The organism is Pantoea sp. CTOTU49201, from assembly GCF_032054795.1.
Classification (GTDB): Bacteria; Pseudomonadota; Gammaproteobacteria; order Enterobacterales; family Enterobacteriaceae; genus Pantoea; species Pantoea symbiotica.
In genome coordinates, this window is the sequence record NZ_DAMBSA010000011.1 from 1 (window position 1) to 25,259 (window position 25,259).

Annotated in this window: 24 protein-coding genes and 1 riboswitch; of the genes, 12 read left to right on the plus strand and 12 right to left on the minus strand. The window is 58.3% G+C overall.

From position 1 onward, the window contains the following. Positions 1-47: 47 nt before the first annotated feature. Positions 48-539 carry a GNAT family N-acetyltransferase gene (locus tag RTY00_RS01635; protein WP_312663195.1) on the minus strand — a complete coding sequence of 164 codons (492 nt, stop codon included), beginning with the start codon at positions 537-539 and terminating at the stop codon, positions 48-50. Between the two features lie 64 nt (positions 540-603). Between RTY00_RS01635 and RTY00_RS01640 the strand changes: the two genes are divergently transcribed. Next, on the plus strand, positions 604-2,436 hold the full coding sequence (locus RTY00_RS01640) for an ABC transporter ATP-binding protein (RefSeq protein WP_312663196.1): 1,833 nt from the start codon (positions 604-606) through the stop codon (positions 2,434-2,436). On the opposite strand, the gene RTY00_RS01645 is transcribed toward RTY00_RS01640, so the two are convergent. Then, on the minus strand, positions 2,433-3,557 hold the full coding sequence (locus tag RTY00_RS01645) for a GNAT family N-acetyltransferase (RefSeq protein WP_312663197.1): 1,125 nt from the start codon (positions 3,555-3,557) through the stop codon (positions 2,433-2,435). The genes RTY00_RS01640 and RTY00_RS01645 overlap by 4 nt on opposite strands. 254 nt (positions 3,558-3,811) lie before the next feature. On the opposite strand from RTY00_RS01645, the gene RTY00_RS01650 reads away from it, so the two are divergent. The 3 genes from RTY00_RS01650 (at position 3,812) to RTY00_RS01660 (ending at position 6,369) form a co-directional block, all read left to right on the plus strand. Beyond that, positions 3,812-4,711, plus strand: a complete 900-nt coding sequence (locus tag RTY00_RS01650; protein WP_312663198.1) for a LysR family transcriptional regulator — start codon at positions 3,812-3,814, stop codon at positions 4,709-4,711. Positions 4,712-4,810: 99 nt separating this feature from the next. Further along, on the plus strand, positions 4,811-5,752 hold the full coding sequence (locus RTY00_RS01655) for a glutathione S-transferase family protein (protein WP_312663199.1): 942 nt from the start codon (positions 4,811-4,813) through the stop codon (positions 5,750-5,752). A gap of 11 nt (positions 5,753-5,763) precedes the next feature. Next, on the plus strand, positions 5,764-6,369 hold the full coding sequence (locus RTY00_RS01660) for a prolyl oligopeptidase family serine peptidase (RefSeq protein WP_312663200.1): 606 nt from the start codon (positions 5,764-5,766) through the stop codon (positions 6,367-6,369). Here the strand turns inward: RTY00_RS01660 and RTY00_RS01665 are convergent. From RTY00_RS01665 to RTY00_RS01675, 3 genes are all read right to left on the minus strand, one after another. Further along, positions 6,366-7,163, minus strand: a complete 798-nt coding sequence (locus RTY00_RS01665) for a sugar phosphate isomerase/epimerase family protein (protein ID WP_312663201.1) — start codon at positions 7,161-7,163, stop codon at positions 6,366-6,368. The genes RTY00_RS01660 and RTY00_RS01665 overlap by 4 nt on opposite strands. 106 nt (positions 7,164-7,269) lie before the next feature. Continuing rightward, complete coding sequence (gene crcB, locus RTY00_RS01670; protein ID WP_312663202.1) at positions 7,270-7,647, minus strand: fluoride efflux transporter CrcB; 378 nt, start codon at positions 7,645-7,647, stop codon at positions 7,270-7,272. Positions 7,648-7,737: 90 nt separating this feature from the next. Further along, a riboswitch (Fluoride riboswitch) is annotated at positions 7,738-7,813 on the minus strand. 125 nt (positions 7,814-7,938) lie between these two features. Continuing rightward, the gene (locus tag RTY00_RS01675) at positions 7,939-8,967 is read right to left on the minus strand and encodes a zinc-binding alcohol dehydrogenase family protein (RefSeq protein ID WP_312663203.1); all 1,029 of its coding nucleotides are present in this window, start codon (positions 8,965-8,967) and stop codon (positions 7,939-7,941) included. A gap of 135 nt (positions 8,968-9,102) precedes the next feature. On the opposite strand from RTY00_RS01675, the gene RTY00_RS01680 reads away from it, so the two are divergent. Next, a complete protein-coding gene (locus tag RTY00_RS01680; RefSeq protein WP_008109475.1) occupies positions 9,103-10,005 on the plus strand; it encodes a GntR family transcriptional regulator in 903 nt (300 codons plus the stop codon). A gap of 174 nt (positions 10,006-10,179) precedes the next feature. Beyond that, a complete protein-coding gene (locus tag RTY00_RS01685; RefSeq protein WP_312663204.1) occupies positions 10,180-11,532 on the plus strand; it encodes an MFS transporter in 1,353 nt (450 codons plus the stop codon). A gap of 54 nt (positions 11,533-11,586) precedes the next feature. Here RTY00_RS01685 and RTY00_RS01690 read toward each other — a convergent pair whose 3' ends face one another. Both RTY00_RS01690 and RTY00_RS01695 read right to left on the minus strand, forming a co-directional pair. Further along, the gene (locus tag RTY00_RS01690; protein ID WP_154157285.1) at positions 11,587-12,501 is read right to left on the minus strand and encodes a LysR family transcriptional regulator; all 915 of its coding nucleotides are present in this window, start codon (positions 12,499-12,501) and stop codon (positions 11,587-11,589) included. 2 nt (positions 12,502-12,503) lie between these two features. Continuing rightward, on the minus strand, positions 12,504-13,559 hold the full coding sequence (locus RTY00_RS01695) for a dipeptidase (RefSeq protein WP_179453128.1): 1,056 nt from the start codon (positions 13,557-13,559) through the stop codon (positions 12,504-12,506). Between the two features lie 198 nt (positions 13,560-13,757). Here RTY00_RS01695 and RTY00_RS01700 point away from each other — a divergent pair, with 198 nt between their 5' ends. From RTY00_RS01700 to RTY00_RS01725, 6 genes are all read left to right on the plus strand, one after another. After that, positions 13,758-15,353, plus strand: coding sequence for an ABC transporter substrate-binding protein (locus tag RTY00_RS01700; RefSeq protein ID WP_154193938.1), 1,596 nt, complete (start codon positions 13,758-13,760; stop codon positions 15,351-15,353). Further along, entirely contained in the window at positions 15,353-16,363 is a 1,011-nt protein-coding gene (locus RTY00_RS01705; protein ID WP_008106687.1) for an ABC transporter permease, read from the plus strand. The genes RTY00_RS01700 and RTY00_RS01705 overlap by 1 nt, the downstream gene beginning before the upstream one ends. After that, entirely contained in the window at positions 16,360-17,259 is a 900-nt protein-coding gene (locus RTY00_RS01710; RefSeq protein WP_154157288.1) for an ABC transporter permease, read from the plus strand. The genes RTY00_RS01705 and RTY00_RS01710 overlap by 4 nt, the downstream gene beginning before the upstream one ends. Further along, complete coding sequence (locus tag RTY00_RS01715) at positions 17,260-18,087, plus strand: ABC transporter ATP-binding protein (RefSeq protein ID WP_312663205.1); 828 nt, start codon at positions 17,260-17,262, stop codon at positions 18,085-18,087. Positions 18,088-18,160: 73 nt separating this feature from the next. Beyond that, positions 18,161-18,901: an ABC transporter ATP-binding protein gene (locus tag RTY00_RS01720; protein ID WP_312663206.1), complete on the plus strand. Its 741-nt coding sequence runs from the start codon at positions 18,161-18,163 to the stop codon at positions 18,899-18,901. Next, the gene (locus RTY00_RS01725) at positions 18,898-20,409 is read left to right on the plus strand and encodes a serine hydrolase domain-containing protein (protein WP_312663207.1); all 1,512 of its coding nucleotides are present in this window, start codon (positions 18,898-18,900) and stop codon (positions 20,407-20,409) included. The genes RTY00_RS01720 and RTY00_RS01725 overlap by 4 nt, the downstream gene beginning before the upstream one ends. Positions 20,410-20,486: 77 nt before the next feature. Here RTY00_RS01725 and RTY00_RS01730 read toward each other — a convergent pair whose 3' ends face one another. The 5 genes from RTY00_RS01730 to RTY00_RS01750 form a co-directional block, all read right to left on the minus strand. Beyond that, complete coding sequence (locus tag RTY00_RS01730; protein WP_312663208.1) at positions 20,487-21,323, minus strand: fumarylacetoacetate hydrolase family protein; 837 nt, start codon at positions 21,321-21,323, stop codon at positions 20,487-20,489. Between the two features lie 108 nt (positions 21,324-21,431). Further along, a complete protein-coding gene (locus RTY00_RS01735; protein ID WP_312663209.1) occupies positions 21,432-22,253 on the minus strand; it encodes a M55 family metallopeptidase in 822 nt (273 codons plus the stop codon). Between the two features lie 50 nt (positions 22,254-22,303). Beyond that, positions 22,304-23,350, minus strand: coding sequence for a P1 family peptidase (locus RTY00_RS01740; protein WP_312663210.1), 1,047 nt, complete (start codon positions 23,348-23,350; stop codon positions 22,304-22,306). Positions 23,351-23,352: 2 nt separating this feature from the next. Beyond that, complete coding sequence (locus RTY00_RS01745; protein WP_007891891.1) at positions 23,353-24,237, minus strand: ABC transporter permease subunit; 885 nt, start codon at positions 24,235-24,237, stop codon at positions 23,353-23,355. After that, positions 24,237-25,166 carry an ABC transporter permease gene (locus RTY00_RS01750; RefSeq protein WP_154193928.1) on the minus strand — a complete coding sequence of 310 codons (930 nt, stop codon included), beginning with the start codon at positions 25,164-25,166 and terminating at the stop codon, positions 24,237-24,239. The genes RTY00_RS01745 and RTY00_RS01750 overlap by 1 nt, the downstream gene beginning before the upstream one ends. Between the last annotated feature and the right edge of the window lie 93 nt (positions 25,167-25,259).

Sequence of the window (25,259 nt, forward strand, 5' to 3'; positions counted from 1 at the left end):
GTTGGGTGCGGTTATCGACAAGGTCGCCATGAATGGCGACCCTACGGTTAACGTAACTGTGCCATCTGCACGATATCGTGATACTCGCCATCACGCAGGCAGGCTTTGCGCTTCACGCCTTCACGCTCGAAGCCCAGCTTCTGATACAGCCGCAGCGCGCGGTCGTTATCGTGAAACACTTCCAGCTCGATGCGCATAATCCCCAGCCAGTTAAAAGCGTAATCCATCGCGTTACGGATCAGCTTTTCGCCAATGCCGCGCCCGCCAAACGCCGGATCGACGCCGATACCAAAACTGATGCTGTGACGCGTGCGTGGACGCTGCTCGACAAACAGCGTGAGCTCGCCAACCATCGCGCCATCGATCTCCGCAACAAAGCCGATGTATCCCAGCTCATCCATCTTTTCGAATTTTTTCTGCCAGGTCGCCACGCTCGGGCACGGCAGCTGCGTGGTCCAGCGATAAACGTCAGGATGGCTGTAAAGGCGTTGGTAGGCGGCGGCATCGCCCGGCTCACGGCCGCGAATGTGTAAATCCATGTCGGTAATCCCTTTTCACTTGCACTAAGCTGTTAACTCTCACCATTTCGGGAAGAGTGACTCTATGTTGTATCGCCGTTTTGAACGTTTTATCAATATTTTCCAGGATGCGCCAACCGATTCCCCGCCCGCCAGCGTCTGGCCGTTCTACTTCTACTATCTGCGTCAGGTGTGGCCGAGCTTCGTCGCGCTGCTGATTGTCGGGCTGGTGCAAGCGCTTATCGAAGTGGCACTGTTCAGCTATCTCAGCCGCATCATTGATCTGGTTAATCACTCCACGCCCGCCTCGTTGTTCAGCGATAACTGGCAAATATTGTTGTGGATGGGTTTTGTGGCGCTGATTCTGCGACCAGTGGTGATTGCCGCGCACGATATGCTGGTGCATCAAAGCATCAACCCAAGCATGACCAGCATGATCCGCTGGCAGCATCACAACTACGTGCTGCGCCAGAGCCTGAACTTCTTCCAGAACGATTTTGCCGGGCGCATCGCTCAGCGCATCATGCAGACCGGTAACTCGCTGCGAGATTCGGCGGTACAGCTGGTGGACGCCATCTGGCATGTGGTGATTTACGCGGTGACCTCGCTGGTGCTGTTTGCCGAAGCGGACTGGCGCCTGATGATTCCGCTGGTGATTTGGATTGTGGCGTACAGCGTGTCGCTGAGCTTCTTCGTGCCGCGCGTTAAACAGCGTTCGGTGGTGTCATCGGAGGCGCGCTCAAAATTGATGGGCACCATCGTCGATGGCTACACCAACATCGCCACCATCAAACTGTTCTCGCATAACGATCTGGAGAAGCGTTACGCGCGCGAAGCGATTCAGGAGCAAACCGACAAAACCCAGCACGCCAGCCGCATGGTCACCACCATGGATATCACGCTCTCGACGCTCAATGGCTTGCTGATTGTCAGCACCTCCGGCCTGGCGCTGTGGTTGTGGAGCCAGTCGCTGATCAGCGTCGGCGCGATTGCGCTGGCGACCGGTTTGGTGATCCGTCTGGTGAACATGTCCGGCTGGATCATGTGGGTGGTGAACGGCATCTTTGAGAATATCGGCATGGTGCAGGATGGCCTGAACACCATTGCGCAGCCGCTGAGCGTGCAGGATCAGCCGAACGCGAAAAACATGCAGGTGACGCGCAGCCAGATTCGCTTTGAGGATGTGCGCTTTGACTATGGCGGCAGCCGTCAGGTGATTAATCGCCTCAATCTCAACATCAAACCGGGCGAGAAAATCGGGTTGATTGGGCCGTCCGGCGCCGGTAAATCCACTCTGGTGAACTTGCTGCTGCGGCTGTATGACATCAATAGCGGCCGCATTGTGATTGACGATCAAAACATCGCTGAAGTGACGCAGGAAAGCCTGCGCGGGCAAATCGGCATGATCACCCAGGACACCTCGCTGCTGCACCGCTCAATTCGCGAAAACTTGCTGTATGGTCGTCCGGACGCGACGGAAGAGGAGCTGCAGGCGGCGATTATACGCGCACGCGCCGACGAGTTCATTCCGCTGCTCTCCGATCCGCAAGGCCGCACCGGTCTGGATGCGCACGTGGGTGAGCGCGGCGTGAAGCTGTCGGGCGGTCAACGTCAGCGTATCGCCATCGCGCGCGTGCTGCTGAAAGACGCGCCGATTCTGATCATGGACGAAGCCACCTCCGCGCTGGATTCCGAAGTGGAAGCGGCGATTCAGGAGAGCCTGGAAACGCTGATGCAGGGTAAAACGGTAATCGCCATCGCGCACCGTCTTTCAACTATCGCCAAAATGGATCGTTTGGTGGTGCTGGAGAAAGGTGAGATTGTCGAGATGGGCAACCACCGCGAACTGCTGGCGCACGGCGGACTTTACGCGCGCCTGTGGCAGCATCAGACCGGCGGTTTTGTCGGCGCGGATTAATCACCACGCCGATACGGTAAGGCGTCGCGCGCTTCAATTGCCCAGCCGCGCACGCCTTCCCGTTCCTGCAGCAGAAAATCCCCCACCGCATCGCGCAAACCGGGATGACACAGATAGTGCCACGAGTGCGTGATATGCGGTTCAAAGCCGCGCACCAGCTTGTGCTCGCCCTGCGCGCCCGCATCAAAACGCTGCAAACCTTCCGCAATGGCGAAATCCATGCCCTGATAGAAGCAGGTTTCGAAATGCAGTCGATCAAACTCCGCCAGACAGCCCCAATAGCGGCCATACAGCGTGTTGCCGTCCATTAAGCAGAACGCCATGGCGGCCGGTTGGCCTTGCAGCGTTGAAATCACCACGCGAATCGAACGCGGCATGCGCTCTGCCAGCAGGCTAAAGAAGTGGCGCGTCAAATATGGTCGCTGGCCGCGCACCGCATAGGTGTTGGCGTAGCAGGTGTAGACGAAATCCCACTGATCTTCGCGCAGCTCATCGCCGCGATACCAGCTGAATTCAAAGCCGCTGCTCATCACCTGCTCACGCTCTTTGCGCAGCTGTTTGCGCTTACGCGACATCAGCGTGTCGAGGAAATCCTGAAAATCGCGATAGCCTTTGTTGTGCCAGTGATACTGCAAACCGAGACGTTCCAGCCAGTCCGGCTGCTGCTGCATGACTTGATTGGCGAACGGCGTGGTGAAGTTGATATGCGCGCCGCTCAAACCCTGTTCGTAGAGGTTATCCGGCAACGCGCTGAGCAGTTTCAGCACCGCGTCTTCATCGCCCAGCAGGCGTGCGCCAGTCACCGGACTGAACGGAATCGCGCCCAGCCATTTCGGATAGTAAGGAATACCGGCGCGCTGACAGGCATCCGCCCACGCATGGTCGAACACATATTCACCGCGCGAATGGCGTTTGCGATAGCCGGGAATGGCGGCACGCAGCGTGCCGTTTTCGCGCCACAACAGGTGATCCGTCTGCCAGCCGTTTTCGGGCCGCACGCTGCCGCTCTCTTCAAGTGACAGAAGAAAGGCATGGCGTAAAAACGGTTGATCGTCAGGTAACAGCGCATCCCATTCGACGGCGGAGATCTCCGCCAGCGACGACAGATGTAGCAAAGACATTCACGGCTCCCGGCCAGATGAAAGCAGGCGCCTAGTTCAACAGGTTTTCCCGCGTGGGAAAAGGTGCAGCGCACTGAATGTGTAATCAGCAGATTTGACCCGACGGTCGCCATAAATGGCGACCCTACGACGAACCAGCGCGATTTTGTAGGGTCGCCATTCATGGTGACCTTGTCCATTAATGCACCGCGCAGAATTTGACACGGGCGGCCCGCAGGCCGCACCCTACGATTTTCTCGTCAGCTGGAATTTTCATGGATCGACTCGATTGTGACCGCATGTTTGTCGCCGTGCTGGAAGTCGGCAGCTTTGCCGGTGCGGCCGAACGCCTTGGCACCAGCAGCGGCCAGGCGTCGAAGCTGGTCTCCCGGCTGGAGCAGGAACTTGGCGTGCAGCTGTTTAAACGCAGCACGCGCGCGCTCTCGCCTACCGAAGTCGGTCGCGCCTATTACGAGCGGGTAAAAACGCTGCTGGAAGCTTTTGATACATTGGATGCCACAGTGCGCGATAGCGCCACCACGCCGACCGGCCGCCTGAAAATCAGCGCGCCCGGCACCTTTGGTACCGCGGTGTTAGCCAGCGTGCTGGTGGAGTTCGCGCGCCATTATCCGCAGATCGAACTCGACGTGAACTTCTCCGATCGTGCAGTTAACATCGTTGATGAAGGCTTCGATATGGCGATTCGCATCGGCAAACTCGACGACAGCAGTTTGATTGCGCGCCGCCTCGGCGATGTGCCGATTCGCGTGGCGGCCTCTTCCGGTTATCTGCTGCAACACGGCACGCCAAAGCACTGGCGTGATTTGGCGGCACATCAGTGCATCAGCGATACCAACTTCCGCGATCCCTGGCATTGGCCGTTTGTAACGCCGTGCGGCGACAGCGTCAGCATGCCAATTCGCGGTCGTCTCTGTTTCTCGAATACCGAAGCCTGTTTACAGGCGGCGATTGCCGGATTGGGCATTGCGCGGCTCCCGGGTTTTATTGCCGCGCCCGCTTTGCAGCGCGGTGAAATCGTCTCGATATTAGAGGAGTTCGCCACGCCGCCGCTCGGCCTGTTCGCGCTCTATCCGCCGGCGCGTCATCTGGCGCAGAAAACCCGGCTGCTGATCGATTTCCTCGCCGCCCATTTCCAGCACCATCCGCCCGGCTGATTCCTTCCAATTTGGAAGCAATGAAAGCCATTTTGCCCGGATTATCACCCAACCAGCAGCGCTGTATGCTCACTCCATCAACACATAGGAGAGAAGACGATGCTGGTAAACGGTAAGTGGAGTGCAGAGTGGCATCCGGTGCAAGCCACCGATAAACAAGGCGGATTTGTGCGCCAGACATCCAGTTTTCGTCACTGGATCACCGCAGATGGTTCCAGCGAATTTGCTGCCGAGCCAGATCGCTATCACCTCTATGTGGCGCTGATTTGTCCGTGGGCCTCGCGCACGCTATTGGCGCGCAGCCTGAAAGGGCTGGAAAAGGTGATCAGCGTGTCGGTGGTAGAGCCACAGCTTGGCGCGCAAGGCTGGCGCTTCGGTGATTATCCCGGCGCGGACCGCGACTGGCTGAATAAAGCCGAATACATTCATGAACTTTACACCCGCGCCGATGCCGGTTTTACCGGCCGCGCCACCGTGCCGGTGCTGTGGGACAAAAAGACGCAAACCATCGTCAATAACGAGTCGGCCGATATCCTGCGCATGTTGAACAGCGGCTTTGGCGCGCTGGCGGACGATCGCATTGATCTTTATCCCGAAGATCTGCGCGCAGAGATCGACGCGCTGAATGAATCGATCTATCCGCGCCTGAATAACGGCGTCTATCGCACCGGCTTCGCCACCACGCAGATCAGCTATCAGCAGGCGTTTAACGATGTATTCAGCCAACTGGATGAGCTGGAGCTGCGTTTGCAGGATGGCCGCACCTTCCTGCTCGGCGAGCGCTTAACCGAAGCGGATATTCGCCTGTTCGTCACGCTGGTGCGCTTTGACGCCGCCTATCACGGCCTGTTTAAATGCAACCTGCGCCGCCTGCGCGACTATCCGCTGCTCGATCGTTATCTCAAGAGTATGCTGTCGGTTTCTGGCGTGCGTCAGACGGTGAATATCGACCATATCAAGCAGGGCTATTATTCGATTAAGGCGCTGAATCCCAACGGCATTGTGCCGGTTGGCCCGGATATGGCGGCCTACGGTTTATAAGGAGCAGTGCGATGGCAAAAGCGTTAGTGATTTTTTTACATGGCGTCGGCAGCAACGGCGACGACCTCGCGGTGCTCGGCGAACATTGGGCCCGCCTGCTGCCAGATGTGGCGTTTGCCTCGCCGAATGCGCCCTATCCTTTTGAACATGCGATGGGTTATCAGTGGTTTAGTTTGACCGGCATCACACCCGAAAACCGTCCGGCGCGGGTGCGTGAAGCGCGCGCTGCCTTTGATGACACACTGCAACAGCTGATGGCGCATCACGGCATGGCGGATGCGTGGGACAAAGTGATTCTGGTGGGCTTTTCACAGGGTTCAATCATGGCGCTGGATGCGCTGGCGTCGGGTCGTTATCCGCTGGCGGGTGTGGTGGCATTTTCCGGTCGTCTGGCGTTTGATGGCGCGTTAACGCCACAACAGTACACGCCTGCGCTGCTGATTCACGGCAAAGCTGATGATGTGATTCCGTTTAGCGAAAGTGCATCGGCGGAGCAGCGTTTGCAACAGGCTGGCGTGACGGTGGAAGCGCGCTATGAAGCGGCCACCGGCCACACCATTTCATCGCAGGGTGCGATGGATGCCGCCGGTTTTATTGCGCAATGTTTGCAGGATTAAGGCCAGTAGCGATTTAACGCCTGCCACGCCTTGTGCGCAGCCACGTCTGCTGGCTGCGCTTGCAACTTATCGTTAAACACTTCAATGCCAACCGGCCCGCTGTAACCGGCACTTTTCAGCTTATCGACAAAACGTTCCACTTCAATGATGCCATCGCCCGGCAGCAAGCGCTGATGACGCGCATACTCGCTGAGCGGCTGCTTATCCTGCGGCGGCATTTCGGCCATATCGCACAGTTGCACTTCGTAAATGCGATCGGCGGGAATGCCGTCCAGCTGCGATGCGTCGCCGCCTAACGCGCAGATGTGGAACAGATCGACCACCAAACCGATATTCGGCTGGTCCAGCCGTTGCAGCCGTTCCCACGCCAGCGGCAGCGTATTATCCACGCTGCACCACGCCATCGGCTCATACATGATGCGCATGTTGTAGCGCGCAGCTTCCGAGGCCATCCAACGCAAATCTTCGTCAATGCGCGCCGCCACGCAATCTTCACGCGTGCTGGCGGGAGCCTGAATGGTGTCGCAGCCGATAGTTTGGGCAATCTGAATGAACTGACGCAGCTCTTCGCGTTTTTGCTGGCGCTCACGATCCGGCGCACCGGTGAAATCACGCAGCACCTGCAAATTGGTGAAGCCAAGCTGTAACTGCTTTGCTAACTGTGGCGTACTGGCTTGCACATCGTCGCGCCAGATCTCAACCTGCTCGAAACCGGCGGCGCGTGCGGCACGCAGCTTCTCCTCAGGTTCACCGTTTAACAACACCAGGTTAAGGAATTTGGGGTTACGACGCATGACACAGCTCCTTAATCGTCCGGATAATCGGTGACACATTCTGTGCGTCACGCGCACAGAATGGCGATCAGTATCTACCTCTGAGGAGTTATTTCAAGCCTGAAGGTTATCCCAGCAGGTTTACCACGGCAAAACCGGCGAAGGTCATCAGCAGCGAACCGATGACATGCACCATCACGCTCGACATCGCCCACAGGTATTTGCCGGTTTGCAGCAGCCCGACGATTTCCGCGGAAAAGGTTGAGAACGTGGTTAAGCCGCCGCATAAACCGGTGACAATCAGCAGTTTCCAGAAGGGATCGATGTGCGGATTACGCATGAAGAAAGCCAGCGCCGCACCGATAATAAAACCGCCCACCAGATTCACCATCAAGGTGCCCGGCGGCAAATTGGGAAACAGCGCGTTAAAACGTAATGAGATCAACCAACGCAGCGTACAGCCCACCGCACCGCCCAGCACCACCGCCAGTAACGACTTCAACATAGTTTGGAGCTCCTGAAATGAATTACGCGCAGGGCCGCGGCAGGACAGAATAACACCTGACACACCGCCGTCTCCCGCGCAGGGATACGAGTGTTGTCAGGCGTCATCAGCCGTCTGTGACCAGAACGGCGGTTGGGGAAGGTGGCACGCCATCACCTTAGGCGGGAGATAATACGCTGGCTTGAATGGAGTGACAATATGCGAGCCAGGTGCGCATTAATGCGCACCCTACGATAACTGCAGCGATCTGTCGAAGGGTCGCCATTCATGGCGACCGAACATCCCGGAGAACTACCGCTCGAAGTGAATTACGCCTTTAATCAGTTCGCGGTTATTAATCACATCTGCTTCAAAGCACTCCGCCAGCGTTGAGAAATCATAATGACGATTTAGCATCATGTCGGCACGAAGCTGCCCTTTCGCCATCAGTTCGCCAACTTTAGCGAAATCTTCCAGCGTGGCATTGCGGCTGCCCATCAACGTGGTTTCTTTTTTGTGGAACTCGATATCCGGGATCACCAGATCGCCTTTATGCAGGCCGACAAACACGATGGTGCCGCCGTGGCGAATCAGTTTCACCGCGCCATTCATCGCAGCCGGGCTGCCGGTGGCATAGATCACTTTGGCGGATAAACGTCCGCCAAACTCCGCTTTGAGCTGCGCGTCAAAATCGGCGTCTAACGGATTCACCGTCGTTAACCCCAGTTTCTGCGCCACGTGCGCACGGCGCTGCTCGCTGGTATCGGCCACCACCACCTTGGCACCCGCCGCCGCTGCAATTGCGGCCACGCCAAGGCCGATCGGACCTGCGCCCACCACCAAAACCTGCTCATCTGCCGCCACGGCCGCACGGCGCACCGCATGCGCGCTGATGGCGAAGGGTTCAATCAGCGCGGCGGCTTCGGGATCAACATCATCCACCGCCAGCAAATTGCTGCTCGGCACGCTGAGGAATTCGCAGAAACCGCCATCCTGATGCACACCAATCACCGAGATGTTTTCGCAGCAGTTGGTTTTGCCGCTCAAACAGGCATCGCACTGCTGACAGGCAACATAGGGAATCAGCGCCACGCGCTGGCCCAGCCTAAAGCCGCTGGCCTGGCTGCCGAGTTCTACCACTTCGCCACACAGCTCATGCCCCAACACGCGTGGATAACTGAAGAACGGCTGATTGCCGGACCAGGCGTGGATATCAGTGCCGCAGATCCCAGCGGCGATCGGTTTGATCAGAACGTCATTAGCGGCGGGCGTCGGCTTAGCGCGCTGCTGCCACACCATCTGGCGCGGCTCGGCGACCACCAGCGTTTTCATTGTTGTCATGGGCTTCTCCTGTGCTGTTGTCGCAGTTATGGCGAAAATCGCCGATGACAGCTTTTTGCGTTGGGGGAAGTGTGAAGCCAACCGCTTTTTTTGGGCTTTGTATGGTTTTTAATAGATAAAAAACCGGAGACACGTATGAGCCGCAGCCAGAACCTACGTCAGAACGTGATTAACCAGATGCTGGAAGGCATTGCCAAACGGCATATCCGTTCGCCGTTGCCACCGCAGGCGGCGCTGGCCGAAATGTTTAACATCAGCCGCACCACGGTGCGCCACACCTTGCAGCATCTGCATGAGCGCGGCGTGCTGGAAAAGGTGGATGAAACCTACGTTATCGTGCGCGATCCCAGCGATGAAGATGGTTTTAACGCCCTGACGCCGCCGATTGATCAGCAGGCGCTGCAGTTTGAGCAGACCTTTTTCAACCTGATTAATCAGCGTCAGCTGATGCCGGGCGATACGTTTAGCGAGCTACAGCTCGCGCAGCAGGTGAAGGTCAGCCCGATTGTGGTGCGCGAATTCCTGCTGCGTTTTATGCGTTATGACCTGCTGGAGCCAGTGAGACGCGGACAGTGGCGCATGAAGAAGTTCGATCAGAAGTATGCCGAGAACCTGTTTGAGCTGCGTGAAATGCTGGAAACCCACGCCCTGACGCGTTTTCTCAATCTGCCCTCGCAGGATGAGCGCTGGATGCAGGCGCGCGACCTGCTGGATCGCCATCGTTCGATGCGCGACACCATCGCCAGCAATTACCGCCACTTTGCCGCGCTGGATAAAGAGATGCACACGCTGATTCTCTCCGCCGCCAACAATCCGTTTTTTAATCAGTCGCTGGAGATAATTTCAGTGATTTTTCACTCGCATTATCAATGGGATGAAACCGATCTTAAGCAACGCAATATCGTGGCGCTGGAGGAGCATATGGCGATTCTGACGGCGCTGATTAGCCGTCAGGATGTCGAAGCCTTGTGCGCCCTGCACAATCATCTCGGCACCGCTAAGACATCGATGATCCGATCTATCCGTCAGTACAATTAAAAACCGATTAAAAACCACAAAGCATTAGCTCCCGCACGAATCTGAAACATCTCCGCAACATCCCGATCTGATTGCTTCTAGTCTCGAAGTCAATCCGTTGGGGCAGCACCGTTTTGCTGCCGCAGGATCCCACACAAACGCATAACGATAAGTACCCAGATCCGGGAGGTCGCAATGGAAAATACTTCGGCTCGTGGCCGCGAAAACGCGCCACAACCGGCTGCAGACGGGCAAGATTTTATCCCGGCACGCAGTGACGTGGTGCGCTCGCCGCGCATCAGAAAGATCCAGATTACCGCCATGTTGCTGCTGCTGTTCGCCGCCATGATCAACTATCTTGACCGCAGTTCGCTGTCGGTCGCCAATATGACCATCCGTGGAGAACTGGGTTTATCTGCGACCGAAATTGGCGTGCTGCTGTCAGCGTTTTCTCTGGCATACGGTTTAGCACAGCTGCCGTGCGGTGCGCTGCTCGATCGCAAAGGGCCGCGCATCATGCTGGCGATTGGCATGTTCTTCTGGTCGCTGTTCCAGGCAGCGGCGGGGTTGGTGCATAACTTCACCCAGTTTATTTTGGTGCGCATCGGATTAGGTATTGGTGAAGCACCGATGAACCCGTGCGGCGTCAAGGTGATCAACGACTGGTTCAACATCAAAGATCGCGGCATGCCGATGGGTATGTTTAATGCCGCCTCGATGATTGGTTTATCCATCGCGCCACCGATCCTGGCCGCGATGATGATGGTAATGGGCTGGCGCGGTATGTTTGTCACCATCGGCGTGCTCGGCATGTTCCTCGCCATCGGCTGGTATCTGATGTACCGCGATCGCGATAACAACAAGCTGAGCGGCGAAGAGATTCACTATCTGCAGGCGGGCAGCGTGGCATCGCGCAAAGAGCCGCTGAGTTTTGCCGAGTGGCGCGGCCTGTTTAAGCAGCGCACCATGTGGGGCATGATGATTGGCTTCAGCGGCATCAACTACACCGCATGGCTGTACATCGCGTGGCTGCCAGGTTATCTGCAATCCACTTATAACCTCGACCTGAAAAGTACCGGTTTACTGGCGGCGATTCCGTTCCTGTTCGGCGCGGCGGGCATGCTGCTGAACGGTTATGTGGTCGATGCGCTGGTGCGTCGCGGTCATGATGCGGTGAAAGTGCGTAAGATCTCTATCGTCACCGGCATGCTGTTGTCCGCTGCGTTTACCGCCTTTGTAACGCGTGCCACCGACACCACCAGCGCGGTGACCATGATCGGTATGGCGCTGTTCTGTATCCACTTTGCCGGTACATCGTGCTGGGGTTTGATTCACGCCAACGTCACGGCGCGTATGACCGCCTCGGTCGGCAGCATCCAGAACTTCGCCAGCTTCGTGTTCGCCTCGTTCGCGCCAGTGATCACCGGTTGGGTGCTGGATACCACCAAGTCGTTTAGCCTGGCGTTGATGATTTGCGCCGGTGTAACGGTGGTAGGCGCGCTGGCGTATTTGCTGCTGGTGCGTAAACCGATTACGGATGGGGTTTAATTAAGAGTCGGATGTGGGACGGTCGCCATAAATGGCGACCCTACGAAACCGGTATTACGATGGACGGGTGAAAAACTGCGATTCACATTGGCGCGCGATCTCCCACAGCTTGTTGCGAATCACCTGTTTCAGCTGCAGCGTGGATTGCGACTGCGGCTGATCGCGGCGGCTGATTAACATCACTTCAAACGGTAGCGGCTGCGCGACCGGCAACAGCTTGAGCTGGTCGGCATAACGGCAAGCGGTAAACAGATCGACAATCCCGACGCCGCCGCCCGCCAACACCATATCGGCAATCACCGAATAGGTTTTGATCGACAGCGAAACCGCTGGATTCAGCCCTTTATCACGCAGCGCGCGGTGCAGCACGCGACCCAACGGATCCTGATTCTGCATCATCAGCAGGTTGTTAGCGCACAGCCACTCCAGCGTCACCGGCTCATTGTGGGTGTGATCGCGCGGCAGCAACGCCACCATCGACGACTGAAACAGCGGCTCCGCCAGTAAATCCGCATCCACCTGCTGACCAAACACCAGCGCGAAATCGAGCTGATTAGCCATGATCATGCCGCATAAGGTGCTGAAATGCTCGGTAACCAATTCCACGCTGACCGATGCCGCCTGTTGTCGCCAGTTCACCAGCGCCGGTGCTAACACCATCTGACCAAACGCATGAGCGGCACCGACGCGCACCGTTTGCCCTTCGCCGCGTCGCAGTTGCTCGGTGAGTTGGGTAATCGCTTGTAAACGTTGGTAGATATCTTCCACTTCCGGCAGCAAACGCCGCCCTTCTGCCGTCACCACCATGCCCTGCGCGCGCCGCTCAAACAGCGCAAAACCGAGCTGCTGCTCGGCGTGATTAAGCACGCGGCTGACATTCGGCTGCGACACATTCAGCAAACGCGCCGCCGCACTGATGCTGCCGGTCTGCACAATCGCCTGAAACACTTCAATATGCCGCAGCCGCATGATTATTCGCCCCAGGTGGCTTCAAGCACGCGCAGCCAGTTGCCGTGGCAAATCTTCTCCAGCAGCTCACGTGAATAGCCGCGTGCCGCCAGCGCCTGCACCAGCAGCGGGAATCCGGCCACGTCTTTCAGATCGCCCGGCATGGTGGCACCATCAAGATCCGAACCAAAACCGACGCCATCTTCCCCGACTTTTTCCAGCAGATACTCAACGTGACGCACAATGGCATCAACGCCGGTCGGCGCATGGCGATCGCCATCTTCGCGCAGGAACGGCACGGCAAAATTGACGCCGACAAAGCCGTTGGTTTCGGCAATCGCCGCCAGCTGGCGATCGGTGAGATTGCGTGACTGCGCGCTGATCACATGCGCGTTGGAGTGGCTCGCCACCAGCGGCGCATCGCTGATCTCTGCGGTGTGCCAGAAGCCTTTCTCATCCATATGCGATAAATCAACCATGATGCGGCGGCGATTACAGTCGCGTACCAGCTGCTTGCCCGCGGCCGTCAGGCCGTTGCCGATATCCGGCGACGAAGGATAGAGGAACGGCACGCCGTCGCCGAACTGATTCGGGCGGCTCCACAGCGGTCCCAGCGTGCGCAAGCCGCTGGCGTACAGCATGTCGAGCAGCTCGCCGTGAGTATCCAGCGCTTCCGCACCTTCCACGTGCATCACCACCGCTAACACCTTGTTTGCCATGCAGTGGCGAATATCACGCACGCTGCGGCAAATCTTCACCTGGCCGTTTGAGGCCTGCTCAATGCGCAGTAGCAGCGCCAGCATAGAAAACGTCGCATCGCGCGCTGAGTTGATAATTTCCTGAGGAAAATCTGCGAGGTCTGGCGCACTTCTTGCAATCAGAGGGTGGGACGGCACCCAGGTGGCGAAAATGCCACCTAACATATTTCCCTGACGGATACGTGGAAAGTCCATTTGGCCCGTTTTGGTGCCAGTGAAAAATGCATTAACCGCGTCCGGCTGATGGTGCTGCCACAGCTTATTCAGCACATCGTTGTGGCCGTCAAAGACCGGAATATCGAGGGTAATCGAGTCAGACATGTTGTTCAGTTCCATGTTCGGGGGAAAGCGCAGCACTGCCAGCTGGCGGAGCAAATTGCACCAAAAAAGGGCGAGCACACACGCGTGAAACAAATGGCTTAGAGCCGGTATTAATCCTCCGGCAGGTGCGTAAAGTCAAGACAAAAAACAATCAAATAACAATTTTTTATTTTACTTATCAATCAGTTGGGAGTTTACATGGTTACCAGAAGACGTTTTCTTGCAGGATGCACTGCTGTACCTGTTGTTTCCTACCTCAGCCTGAATTCTTCCTTTGCCGCGACGCCGCCGACCATGCTGGTGATCGCGATGCAGCTCGATAACATCACCAGCCTCGATCCACATGAAAGCTTCGAAGCCACTGGCGGCCAGATTTGCGGCAACCTCTATCAACGTTTAGTCACGCCCGATCCAAAGCAAGCCGACAAAGTGATTGGTCAACTGGCGCAAAGCTGGGACGTCAGCAGCGATAACGGCACTTACACTTTCCATCTCGATCCGGCGGCCAAATTCGCCGATGGTTCGCCGCTCACCGCAGAAGACGTGGCGTTCTCGATTGAACGTATCGTCAAGCTGGATAAGAGTCCGGCCTTTATTATCAATCAGTTCGGCTTCACCAAAGACAACGTGACGCAGCTGGTCACCGCGAAAGATGCGCACACCGTTGAGATGAAACTCGGCGCACCGGCGGCCGAAACCTTCCTGCTCTACTGCTTGTCCGCCACCGTCGGCAGCATCGTGTCGAAGAAAGCCTGTCTGGCGAACCAGCAGAACAATGACTTCGGTAACGGCTGGCTGAAACAGCACAGCGCCGGTTCCGGTGCCTTTACCCTGCGCACCTGGAATGCCAGCGAAACGGTGATTCTGGAGATTAGCCCGCAATATGCAGGTTCAAGCAAAACCAAACGCGTGATCCTCAAGCACATCGCTGACCCAGCCGCGCAGGCGCTGATGCTGAAAAAAGGCGATGTCGATGCCGCATATGACCTCACCACCGAACAGCTGCTGCAGGTGAAAAACGACAGCAGCGTGTCGCTGGTGAATCAGTCGCTGTCGGCCATCATGCTAATGTCGTGCAACACTAATAATCAGTACCTGAAAAAACCGCAGGTGTGGCAGGCGCTGAAGTGGGCGCTGGATTACGAAAGCATCCAGAAAAACATTCTGTCGATGAGTTTTGTCACCCATCAAAGCTTCCTGCCGAGCGGCTTCCCGGCGGCGCTGGACGATACGCCATTCCACAAAGATCTGGCGAAAGCCAAAGCGCTGCTGGCCGAAGCGGGTTATCCGGACGGTTTCGAAATCACTCTCGATCACTACTCGATGCAACCGTATCCGGACATCGCGCAGGCAATTCAGACGCAGCTGGGCGCGATTGGCATCAAAGTGTCACTGATTGCCGCCGAAAACCGTCAGGTTCTGACCAAAATGCGCGCGCGTCAGCATCAGCTGGCGTTGACGGTTTGGGGTGCCGATTACTTTGATCCCAACTCCAACACCGAAGCCTTCTGCGTTAACACCGACAACAGCGATAACGCGCGTGCGCGTACGCTGGCATGGCGCTGCAGCTGGTCAGACGAAGAGTTCAACAAACTCACCGAGCAGGCGTTGCATGAGCCGGATCCGGCGAAGCGCATCGCGCTCTATCAGCAGATTCAGCAGCTAGGCCGCGAGAAGAGCCCGTTCATTTTCATGATGCAGAAGACCAAAAACGTGGCCACCAGCAAAGCGCTGAGTGATGTTCACATGACCGTGCTGGAGCAGTGGCCGTATGCGCAGGTGAAAAAAGCCTGATGCCGTTACTGAAGAGAATCGTCAGCACCCTGGGAAGCCTGGTGCTGACGTTGTTTGGTCTGTCGGTTTTGACCTTTTTCATTGGCCGCGTCATGCCCACCGATCCGGTGCTGGCGGCGGTCGGTGATAACGCACCGCAATCGGTGGTTGAGCGCGTGCGTGCGGAAATGGGGCTGGATCAGCCCCTTTACGTGCAGTTTGGTCACTACCTCAATCAACTGCTGCATGGCGATCTCGGTAAATCGATTCTCACCTCGAATCCGGTGATTACCGACATCGCCCGCTTCTTCCCCGCCACCATGGAATTGGCGACGGCGGCGATCATCATCGCAGCGCTGATCGGCATTCCGCTTGGCGTGTGGGCGGCGGTGCGTCAACGTTCATGGGTCGATCAAACCATTCGCGTCATTTGTCTTGCCGGCCATTCGCTGCCGGTGTTCGTGCTGGCGTTGCTGAGCCTGCTGGTGTTCTACGCGGTGCTCGGCATTGCGCCCGGCCCCGGACGGCAGGACATCATCTGGCAGGATATGGTGCCGCAGGTCACCGGCTTCCTCACTATCGATTCGCTGCTGGCCGGGGAAACCGACGCCTTCTGGGATGCACTGGCGCACATGGCGCAGCCGGTGCTGATTCTGGCCTACTTCAGCATGGCCTACATCACGCGTATGACGCGCACCTTTATGCTTAACGCGCTGAGCGGCGAGTTCGTGATCACCGCGCGCGCCAAAGGTTTGTCGTCACGGCGGGTGATTTGGCGGCATGCGTTTCCCACCGTGGCGGTTCAGCTGGTCACGGTGCTGGCGCTGACCTACGCCGGATTGCTGGAGGGCGCGGTGGTGACGGAAAACGTCTTCGCCTGGCCCGGTATCGGCCAATATCTCACCACGTCGCTGATGAACGCCGACATGAACCCGGTAATCGGCGCCACCTTGCTGGTCGGCACCGTGTATGTGCTGCTCAATCAGCTGGCTGACCTTCTCTATCGACTTTGGGACCCGCGCGTAAAATGATCTTCTTCTCACGAGAATGGCTGCTCGACGACACGCCCGCCAATCGTCGCCAGGCGGTGTGGGGCCGGCGTTATCGCCTGTGGCTCAGCCTGCGCAGTAATCCACTGGCGATGGCCGGACTGCTGGTGGTGGCGGTGATGCTGCTGCTGGCGCTGTTTGCGCCGTGGCTGACGCCGTTCGATCCCGGCGTGCAGCATCTGGAAAACCGTCTTGCGGCACCTTCCGCCGCACACTGGCTCGGCACCGATGAACTGGGCCGCGATGTCTGGACGCGCATTATCTATGGCGGCCGCACCACACTTGGCATGGTAATCGCCGTGGTGCTGCTTACCGCGCCGCTCGGCCTGCTGATTGGCTGTATCGCCGGTTATGCCGGAGGTTTCATCGATAAAGCGCTGATGCGCCTGACCGATATCTTCCTCGCCTTCCCACGCTTGATTCTGGCGCTGGCGTTTGTCGCGGCGCTGAAACCCGGCGTTGAGAGCGCGATTCTGGCGATTGCCCTGACATCGTGGCCGCCGTATGCGCGTCTGGCGCGCGCCGAAACCCTGCAGTTCCGCCACAGCGACTTTATCGCCGCCAGCCGTCTGACCGGCGCATCGCCGCTGCGCATTATTCTGCGCCACATCATGCCGCTGTGCGTGCCGAGCCTGATTGTGCGCGTCACGCTGGACATGAGCTCCATCATTATCACCGCCGCCAGCCTTGGCTTCCTTGGCATGGGCGCGCAGCCGCCGTCACCGGAATGGGGCACGATGATCGCCACCGCGCGTCGTTTCCTGTTCAGCGAATGGTGGGTGCCATTAATGCCGTGTATCGCGATTTTCCTGACGTCATTGGCGTTTAACTTTCTCGGCGACGGTCTGCGTGACGTGCTGGATCCTAAGGAGCGCTAAATGTTGGTGGAAATCGATAACCTGCGCGTTGCCTTCCGCTCGCGCAGCGAAACCTTCGAAGCAGTGCGCGGCGTCAGTTTTAGCGTGGGCCGCGAGAAGTTCGCCATTGTCGGCGAAAGCGGTTCCGGCAAGTCGCTGACCGCGCGCAGCCTGATGCAGTTATTGCCGGGCAATGCGGAAGTCAGCGCCGATGTGCTGCGCTTCGACGGTATCGATCTGCGCGGTGCCAGCGAGAAAGTGCTGCGCAAAATTCGCGGCAAGCGCGTCGGTTTTATCCTGCAGGACCCGAAATATTCACTCAATCCGGTGATGACCATCGGCCAGCAGATTGCCGAAGCCTGGCGCGAGCACAAAGGCGGCAGCCATAAAGCGGCGATGCAGGCAGCGATTGAGCTACTGGAGCAGGTGAAGATTCGCGATCCCGCAGCCGTGGCGAAACGCTATCCGCATGAAGTCTCAGGCGGCATGGGCCAGCGCGTGATGATTGCCATGATGCTGGCGCCCGATCCGGAGCTGTTAATCGCTGATGAACCCACCAGCGCGCTGGATGCCACGGTGCAGGCGGAGATCCTCAAGCTGATTGACGAATTGGTCTCGGCGCGCGGCATGGGGCTGATCCTGATCAGCCACGATTTGCCGCTGGTGTCGCACTTCTGCGATCGCGTGGCAGTGATGTACGCCGGCCGCATCGTCGAGCTGCTCGATGCCGGGCAGTTGCAGCAGGCGCAGCATCCTTATACGCGCGGTTTGCTGGCGTGTTTGCCGTCGTTGCGCCATCCGCGCGAGCGTTTACCCGTATTGCAGCGCGATGCCGCGTGGCGCGATTAATTATCGGCACACAGCGTAGGGTCGCCATTCATGGCGACCGTTTAAATGGACGCACAGAATTTACAGGCTTCCCATGATTCAAATCGATAACCTGCTTATCAACTTCGGTACGCATACGGCGGTGAAAGACGTCAGCTTCTCGGTCGGTAACGGCGAAAGCTTTGGCCTGGTCGGTGAAAGCGGCTCGGGCAAATCCACCATCCTGCGCGCGCTCGCCGGACTGAATGCCGACTGGCAAGGCAGCATGCTATTTGGCGGCATGCAGCTCAGCGCCAAACGCAGCCGCGCCTTCTATCGGCAGGTGCAGATGGTGTTTCAGGACCCGTTTGGTTCGCTGCATCCGCGTCAAACTATTGATCGCATCCTGCACGAACCGCTGCTGGTGCATCAGCTCGATCGCGCCGAACAACGCATCAGCCAGGCGTTAGGCGAAGTGGGCTTGCCCGCCTCGGTACGTTTCCGCTATCCGCATCAGCTGTCGGGCGGCCAGCGTCAGCGCGTGGCGATTGCACGCGCGCTGATCGCCGAGCCGGAAGTGCTGCTGCTGGATGAGCCGACCTCAGCACTTGATGTGTCGGTGCAGGCCGAAATCCTGAATTTACTCAGCGATCTACGCAGCGAGCGCAAACTCACCTACATTATGGTGACGCACAACCTCGCGGTGGTAACTCACCTGTGTCAGCGCATTGGCGTGATGCAGAATGGCGAGATGGTGGAGCAGCTGAGCGCCGACGATCTGCGCGCGCGGCGCATTCAGCATCCGCATACCGCCCAACTTTTCGATCTCAGCATGACGCTGGAGGAACCGGCATGACCGCTAACTGGCAACGCGCCGCGGATGTCGCACAACAGATCACTGAAAGCTGGCAACAGCCGGGCGCGCCGGGCGGCGCAATGGTTCTGTTTGATGCGCACCAGATCCACTCAATGCACTGTGCCGGATTGGCCGATTTGGCGCAGCAAACGCCGTTCAGCGCCGACAGCGTGGTGCGTTTCGCCTCGATCACCAAACATCTGTTCGCCGCGCTGGTGACCGGGCCGGGACGCCGCTACCTCAAGCTCGACGATGTGCTGGTGCAGCATCTGCCGCAGCTGAGCGGAGCCAACGGCCAAATCACCGTCGGACAGGCGCTGGATATGAGCAGCGGTTTGCCGGACGTGCGTGAAACCTTATCGCTGCTGGGATTGTCGGTGTACAACGCCACCAGCGCCGGCGACCTGCTGGATTTTATCGCGCGCGAAGGCGAGCTCAACTATGCGCCCGGCAGCGAAATCTCCTACACCAACACCGGCTATCGGCTGGTGGAAGAAGCGCTGAAAGCCAAAGGCGTGTTATTCAATGATCTGCTGCAGCAGTACATCTGCGATCCGCTGGATATCAACCTGATTGCGCCGGAAAGCTGGTTCGATATCGTGCCCGGTTTGGTGCCTGGCTACTGGCAAAACGGCGCGCAGTGGCAGCTTTCCAGCGCCGGTTTGCATCTCTCAGCTTCGGGCAGCGTCACTGGCAGCCTGAATCATCTGACGCGCTGGCTGCAAAGCCTGCTGGCCGATAGCGGACCGGGCGCGGGCGTGCTGCAGCGCCTGAGCGCGCCGCGTAATCTCAACGATGGCCGCATCAGCGGATACGGTTTGGGCATCACCAGCTCGACGCTCGGCAGCCAGACGCTGTTTGGTCATGGCGGTTCGCATGCCGGTTATAAGAGTTATTTCCTGCTGCATCCGGAACTGAAAATTGGCGTGGCGCTGGTCGCCAACCGCGAAGATGTCACCACGTCGGAAAGCGTACTGCGGGTGATGGCGGCGCTGCTCAACCGCGCGTTACCGGAGAAAGGACACGATTTAACGCCCGGTCTTTACGTGGCGCAAGACGCCGCCGACTGGCTGGAAATTAAAGGCGTGACCGCCACCTGGCTCGGCGCAGGCGAAACCTTGTGGCGTGACGATGTGCACGGCACGGCGGTGTCGCTCTCCAGCACCTTCCCGCTGCGGTTACGTCATGATGGCGCGGCGATTGTGGGAGAGATCGGGCATGCCGCACGACGTTTTGTGCCTGTGCAGGCCGATCAGGACAGTCTCGATAATCTGCAAGGCCGCTGGTTCGCGCCGCAGTGGCGCAGCGAGTTGGTGATTGAGGGTGACAGCTTAATCATGGGCATCGGCCCGGCGGCGATTCGCGCGCGTTTGCAGTCGCTGGGCAACAATCGCCTATTAGCCACCGCGCAGGATGGACCGTGGGAGAAGCGCTTCGCGATTGCGCGCGAAGGCGACACGCTGCGGCTGCAATTGAATCGCAGCCGCGTGGTGACGTTTACACGTTAACGCATCGTAATATTCCAGGTGCGCATTAATGCGCACCCTACAAAACCGTCGTAGGGTCGCCATTTATGGCGACCGTTTTATGCGATACGGTGACGTAATCTTCCGATCTTTTCGATTTCCACTTCAATCTCATCGCCGGGGAACATAAACAGCGGTGGCGTGCGTTTTTTACCGACGCCGCCCGGTGAACCGGTGATGATCACATCGCCTGGCGACAGCGGACTGAACGCGGAAATGTACTCGATAATCTTCGCCACCGGATGCACCATGCTGGCGGTGGTGTCGTTCTGCACTTCGCGCTGATTCAGCCAGGTTTTGATCGCCAGCTGCTGCGGATCGGGGATCTCGTCGGCGGTGGTCATCCACGGCCCGAAACCGCCGGTTTGCTGCCAGTTTTTCCCGGCGGTGAACCAGGTAAACTGCATGTCGCGCACCGTGGCATCCATAAAGCAGCTGTAACCCGCAACGTGATTCAGCGCATCGGCGGCTTTCACCTGATAAGCCGCTTTGCCAATGATCACCGCCAGTTCGCCTTCGTAATCAAATTCCTGTGTGGTAGCGGGTTTCAGCAGCGGCTGCTCGTGCGCCGCCAGCGAATCCGCGAAACGCACAAACAGCGTCGGCGCTTCAATCGTCTCGGCGAACTCTTTGCGTTTGTCGGCGTAGTTCATGCCAACACAGAACACTTTGCCAGGATTTTCCACCACCGGCAGGAAGCGAATAGCGCTAAACGGATGATCAACCGGCTGTGACACGAAGGCGTCGAGATCGCTTAACGCGCCGCGTTGCAGCAAGGTTTTCAGGTCCGGGCAGTCAGCGCCGAGACGCGCGCCGATATCAATCACGCCCTCTTGCTGCACGATACCGTAACTTTTTCTTTCCTGGTCAATAAGATAAAAACTGCAGAGCTGCATGACTGCCTCGTTGTTATATATAAATTGCGCGCAGGTTAGCAAAATTCAGCAGGAAATGCGGACCGACCTGATGATTTAGCGCGGTCGCCATAAATGGCGCCCCTACGATCACGATTGTGTACTTGCCAGATAGGAGAAGGCACTCAGCAGGCTGATTAACGTATTCATGTCGTCGGCGCGATAGCCAACGGTGACCGCGTCAATGCGCGTCACGCCGGGAATCAGGCTAAACAGGTCCGCCAATACCGGTTTGCTGGCTTGCAGCTGCATCTCATAAGGCGCGCTCAGCCGCGTGGTGCTGATCTGGCGTTTGCGCTGCACCGCAGCCGTTGCCGCAGCGCGAATGGCGTTCTGCGCTGCCTGCGGGCTGATGGATTCGGCGCAGGTGTGCGAGATGGCGCGCTTCACGCAGACGTAATCCACCGAGGGATAATGCTCGGCAATCCAGCCTTTGAGCTGATCGTCACCGCTCACCAGCCACAGCGGCGTGCCCTGTTCGGCAGCGGCCGCGGCGTAGATGTCGGTCTCGCCCATCACTTTACCGTTGATGTGAATGCGCCAGAACGCACGGCCATTAATGGTGTGCGCCAGCACGCCCGGTTCGCCCGCCGCGCTGTGATAGCCGATAAAGAACAGGCCATCAAACGGTTGCTGCTCAATGCCTTCCACCATTGATAAGCCGCGCGGTTTGCCCTGCACCATGCGCACGCGCGGATCGATATTTTCCGCGCGCAGGTTGGTCATTTGGGCGTGGCTATCGGCGACCACCACTTCAGTTGCGCCACCGGCAAACGCACCGTCGATGGCGGCATTGACTTCCTGTTCCATTAATCCACGCGCTAACTGATACTCGGCGTGACCGGGAGAACACTGTTCAGGGCGCATGACACCCGCGATGCCTTCGATGTCAGCAGAGATGAAGATTTTCATGAGGTTGGGTTCCATGCGGTTATTGGCAGAGGTCGCCATGAAGGGCGACCCTACGACACGGTCAATCGATCTAATACTTCGGTTAACGACGGGCGATGATGGCCGCGAAAACCGGTGACGGCTTCGGCGCTGAGTAAGGCATCCAGCACCGCGTGTTCGGTGGCATCGGCGGCGGCGGCGAGCAGCGGTTCCAGCGTGGATTCTTCTGGCGGTTGCGGCTGTGGCTGAGTGGAAAATGCCACAGCAATATCGCCTGAACCGTGGCCCCAATAGCTACCCAGGCGCCCCAAACCGGCACCGGCGCGTTTGGCGATGCGCTTCAGCTGACGCGCATCAAGCGGCGCATCAGTCGCCATAATAATGATGATGGAACCGGCATCGCGCTGCGGCGTCAGTTCCGGCAGCAGCGGCGCGATCATTTCACCAAGGCGCACGCCATCCAGCGTCAACGCGGTCAACGCGCCAAAGTTCGCCAGCACCAGCACGCCCAGCGTGGCATTGAGCGACGGAATGATGCGCGAGGCCGTACCAATGCCGCCTTTCAAACTGAAACAGCTCATGCCGCGCCCGGCACCAACGCTGCCGCGATCGAAATCTGCCGTGGCGTCATAGAGTGCTTGCTGCGCCATCGTTTCAGTGATCGCCAGCGCCTGAATATCGTTGAGCCAGCCGTCGTTGCACTCCAGCGCCAGCGGATTGACCGTGGGCAAGCTACGGCCCAACTCGCTGTTGCGGCTGATGGCATCGCGCACCAGCGTGGTAAACAGCGTGCCGACCGCCAGCGTGTTGCTAAGCAATATCGGCGTTTGCAGCACGCCCAACTCTTCAACCTGCACCAGGCCAACTGGCTTGGCGAAACCGTTAAACACCGCCGCCGCACAAGGCAGCGGCTGGGTAAACAGATTGTCGCCCGGCGGCACAATCGCGGTGACGCCGGTTTGCCGTTCGCCGTCCGCTAGCGTGTAGTGACCGACGCGCACGCCTGGCACGTCGCTAATGCGATTGGTTGGCCCGCTGGCGCTGCGCGGTTGTCCCAGCTGGCGCTCGCTGCGCCAGCGTTGCAGCAGCACGTCGCGCTGCAGTTGTTGAAAGTCCATGTTTAACTCTTCAGTTTGGGATCGAGCGTGTCGCGCAGCGCATCACCCAACAGGTTAAACGCTAGCACGGTAATAAATATCGCCAGACCTGGAAACACGCTGACATGCCACAAGCCAGCCATCATCATGCTGCGGCTCATCGCCAAAATATTGCCCCACTCCGGCACATCAGGTTCCGGGCCGAGGCCGATAAAACTCAGCCCGGCGGCGGTCAGAATACTGGTGCCGATACGCATAGTGAAATAGACAATCACGTTTGACAGCGTGCCCGGCAGAATGTGGCGCAGCAGAATCACGCGATCCGGCGCACCGGCACAGCGCACCGCTTCAACATACGCTGCCTGTTTCAGCGACAGCGTGGACGCACGCACGATGCGGGCAAACACCGGCACGCTGAAGATCGCTACCGCGATGATGACGTTGTTGAGTCCCGGACCGAGAATCGCCACCACCGCAATCGCCAGCAGCATGCCGGGAAAGGCGAACAGCACGTCGGAGCCACGCATAATCAGCATATCGATCCAGCGTCCGTAATAACCCGCCAGCAGGCCGAGCAGCACGCCAACCACCATGCCAAGCGTTACCGACAACACGCCCACATACAGCGAGATACGCGCGCCGAAGATGATGCGGCTGAACAGATCGCGGCCGAGTTCGTCGGTGCCCATCCAGTGCGTGCTGGACGGCGGCGATGACAGCGCCATCCAGTCGGGTGCCATCGGGTCCCATGGCGCCAGCCACGGCGCAAAAATGGCCACCAGCACCAGCAGCAGCACAAAGCCGCCGGAGACCAGCGCCAGCGGATTACGCACCAGCGCGTGCAGGAAATCGCGCCACGGCGAACGGATCGCCTCCTGCGCGTGGGCAGGCAGAGATTGCAGACTCATCAGGGCTCCTGTCGCAGGCGAATCGCTGGGTTGACCACGGCGTACAGCAGATCGACCAGCAGGTTAATGACAATAAATTCAAACACGAACAGCATGACTAATGCCTGGATCACCGGTTGATCCTGCGCTTTGATCGACTCGATCAACAGCCAGCCCAATCCCGGCCAGTTGAACACGCTCTCGACCACGATCGATCCGCCGAGCAGAAAACCGAACTGCAAACCGAGCATGGTGATCACCGGGATCAACGCATTGCGCATCACGTGTTTCCACGTCACCAGCCGATTGCGCAGCCCTTTGGCTTTGGCGGTGCGCACGTAATCTTCCTGCGCCACTTCAAGAAATGCCGAGCGGGTGAAGCGCGCCATCACCGCTGCCACCGAGGAACCGAGCGTGATCGCCGGTAACACGATGTCGCTGGGCTGGTTGAAGCCGCTGACGGAGAACAGGCCAAACGGCATGGCGACGAACTGGATCAGCAGCAGGCCGAGCCAGAAAGTGGGCATCGAGATGCCGCCGACGGCGACGCTCATTAAGGTCCAGTCCTGCCATTTACCGCGTTTCAGGGCAGCAAATACGCCGAGGAATAAACCCAGAATCACCGACCAGGCAAAACCGGCCAGCGCCAGCCACAGCGTGGGCATAAAGCCCTGTTTGATCACCTCCAGCACCGGCTGTTGGGTGCGATAAGTGACGCCCAGATCGCCGCGCAGCAGGCCGCCGATCCAGTTGATATATTGCTGCGGCAGCGGATCGTTGAGTCCGAGATGCTGACGCGCTGCTTCCACCGCGGCCAAAGGCGCATCCGGTCCGGCGTAGATACGCGCCGGATCGCCAGGCAGCAGTTTGATGAAGCCGAAGACCAGCAGCGAGACCACCAGCAATACGGGGATCATCTCCAGCAGTCGGCGAATGATGTATGCGAACATGCGGTTCCTTTATTTTTTTGGGATCGTGCTGGCTTTTCCCAGATTGTGCTTGCTGTCCCCAGATTGTGCTGGCTGTCCCCCTCCTCGGTCCTC

What these genes read in the sequence shown, in the direction of transcription:
- RTY00_RS01635 (WP_312663195.1), bottom strand. Translation starts at nt 539, where the DNA reads ATGGATTTACACATTCGCGGCCGTGAGCCGGGCGATGCCGCCGCCTAC.
- RTY00_RS01640 (WP_312663196.1), top strand. Translation starts at nt 604, where the DNA reads ATGTTGTATCGCCGTTTTGAACGTTTTATCAATATTTTCCAGGATGCG.
- RTY00_RS01645 (WP_312663197.1), bottom strand. Translation starts at nt 3,557, where the DNA reads ATGTCTTTGCTACATCTGTCGTCGCTGGCGGAGATCTCCGCCGTCGAA.
- RTY00_RS01650 (WP_312663198.1), top strand. Translation starts at nt 3,812, where the DNA reads ATGGATCGACTCGATTGTGACCGCATGTTTGTCGCCGTGCTGGAAGTC.
- RTY00_RS01655 (WP_312663199.1), top strand. Translation starts at nt 4,811, where the DNA reads ATGCTGGTAAACGGTAAGTGGAGTGCAGAGTGGCATCCGGTGCAAGCC.
- RTY00_RS01660 (WP_312663200.1), top strand. Translation starts at nt 5,764, where the DNA reads ATGGCAAAAGCGTTAGTGATTTTTTTACATGGCGTCGGCAGCAACGGC.
- RTY00_RS01665 (WP_312663201.1), bottom strand. Translation starts at nt 7,163, where the DNA reads ATGCGTCGTAACCCCAAATTCCTTAACCTGGTGTTGTTAAACGGTGAA.
- crcB (WP_312663202.1), bottom strand. Translation starts at nt 7,647, where the DNA reads ATGTTGAAGTCGTTACTGGCGGTGGTGCTGGGCGGTGCGGTGGGCTGT.
- RTY00_RS01675 (WP_312663203.1), bottom strand. Translation starts at nt 8,967, where the DNA reads ATGACAACAATGAAAACGCTGGTGGTCGCCGAGCCGCGCCAGATGGTG.
- RTY00_RS01680 (WP_008109475.1), top strand. Translation starts at nt 9,103, where the DNA reads ATGAGCCGCAGCCAGAACCTACGTCAGAACGTGATTAACCAGATGCTG.
- RTY00_RS01685 (WP_312663204.1), top strand. Translation starts at nt 10,180, where the DNA reads ATGGAAAATACTTCGGCTCGTGGCCGCGAAAACGCGCCACAACCGGCT.
- RTY00_RS01690 (WP_154157285.1), bottom strand. Translation starts at nt 12,501, where the DNA reads ATGCGGCTGCGGCATATTGAAGTGTTTCAGGCGATTGTGCAGACCGGC.
- RTY00_RS01695 (WP_179453128.1), bottom strand. Translation starts at nt 13,559, where the DNA reads ATGTCTGACTCGATTACCCTCGATATTCCGGTCTTTGACGGCCACAAC.
- RTY00_RS01700 (WP_154193938.1), top strand. Translation starts at nt 13,758, where the DNA reads ATGGTTACCAGAAGACGTTTTCTTGCAGGATGCACTGCTGTACCTGTT.
- RTY00_RS01705 (WP_008106687.1), top strand. Translation starts at nt 15,353, where the DNA reads ATGCCGTTACTGAAGAGAATCGTCAGCACCCTGGGAAGCCTGGTGCTG.
- RTY00_RS01710 (WP_154157288.1), top strand. Translation starts at nt 16,360, where the DNA reads ATGATCTTCTTCTCACGAGAATGGCTGCTCGACGACACGCCCGCCAAT.
- RTY00_RS01715 (WP_312663205.1), top strand. Translation starts at nt 17,260, where the DNA reads ATGTTGGTGGAAATCGATAACCTGCGCGTTGCCTTCCGCTCGCGCAGC.
- RTY00_RS01720 (WP_312663206.1), top strand. Translation starts at nt 18,161, where the DNA reads ATGATTCAAATCGATAACCTGCTTATCAACTTCGGTACGCATACGGCG.
- RTY00_RS01725 (WP_312663207.1), top strand. Translation starts at nt 18,898, where the DNA reads ATGACCGCTAACTGGCAACGCGCCGCGGATGTCGCACAACAGATCACT.
- RTY00_RS01730 (WP_312663208.1), bottom strand. Translation starts at nt 21,323, where the DNA reads ATGCAGCTCTGCAGTTTTTATCTTATTGACCAGGAAAGAAAAAGTTAC.
- RTY00_RS01735 (WP_312663209.1), bottom strand. Translation starts at nt 22,253, where the DNA reads ATGAAAATCTTCATCTCTGCTGACATCGAAGGCATCGCGGGTGTCATG.
- RTY00_RS01740 (WP_312663210.1), bottom strand. Translation starts at nt 23,350, where the DNA reads ATGGACTTTCAACAACTGCAGCGCGACGTGCTGCTGCAACGCTGGCGC.
- RTY00_RS01745 (WP_007891891.1), bottom strand. Translation starts at nt 24,237, where the DNA reads ATGAGTCTGCAATCTCTGCCTGCCCACGCGCAGGAGGCGATCCGTTCG.
- RTY00_RS01750 (WP_154193928.1), bottom strand. Translation starts at nt 25,166, where the DNA reads ATGTTCGCATACATCATTCGCCGACTGCTGGAGATGATCCCCGTATTG.